At 62.0% G+C, this 869-nt stretch carries 1 protein-coding gene; it reads left to right on the forward strand.

Translation table 11 applies throughout. The features are described from left to right. Positions 1-3 precede the first annotated feature (3 nt). A partial coding sequence (gap, locus tag E6W33_RS26870; RefSeq protein WP_136420448.1) for a type I glyceraldehyde-3-phosphate dehydrogenase occupies positions 4-869 on the forward strand: 866 nt, incomplete at its 3' end.

Here is an 869-nt window from a genome sequence, read left to right on the forward strand (position 1 = left end):
ACCATGACCATTCGCGTCGCAATCAACGGCTACGGCCGCATCGGCCGCAACACCCTTCGTGCGCATTACGAAGGCGGCAAGAAGAATGACATCCAGATCGTTGCCATCAACGACCTCGGCAATGCCCAATCGAACGCCCACCTGACCCGCTACGACACCGCGCACGGCAAGTTCCCGGGCACCGTTGAAGTCGACGGCGAATACATGATCGTCAACGGCGACAAGATCAAGGTCTTCGCGCAGCGCGATCCGGCGCAGATCCCCTGGGGCGAACTGAACGTCGACGTCGTGCTCGAATGCACCGGCTTCTTCACCACCAAGGAAAAGGCATCGGCCCACCTCAAGGGCGGCGCCAAGAAAGTCATCATCTCCGCGCCCGGCGGCAAGGACGTGGACGCCACCGTCGTGTTCGGCGTCAACCAGAATGTACTGAAGGCCTCCGACACCGTCATCTCCAACGCTTCCTGCACCACCAACTGCCTGGCGCCGCTGGTCAAGCCGCTGCACGACAAGATCGGCGTGGTCAACGGCCTGATGACCACCGTGCATGCCTACACCAACGACCAGGTGCTGACCGACGTGATGCACGAAGACCTGCGCCGCGCGCGTTCTGCCACGATGTCGATGATCCCGACCAAGACCGGCGCTGCCGCGGCCGTCGGCCTGGTGCTGCCCGAACTGAACGGCAAGCTGGACGGCTACGCCATTCGCGTTCCGACCATCAATGTGTCCATCGTCGACCTGTCCTTCATCGCCGCGCGCGACACCACGGTCGATGAAGTCAATGCGATCATGAAGGATGCCGCCAACGGCGCGCTGAAGGGCATTCTGACCTACAACACGGAACCGCTGGTGTCGGTCGACTTCAA

The organism is Herbaspirillum sp. ST 5-3, from assembly GCF_004804275.1.
Classification (GTDB): domain Bacteria; phylum Pseudomonadota; class Gammaproteobacteria; order Burkholderiales; family Burkholderiaceae_D; genus Noviherbaspirillum.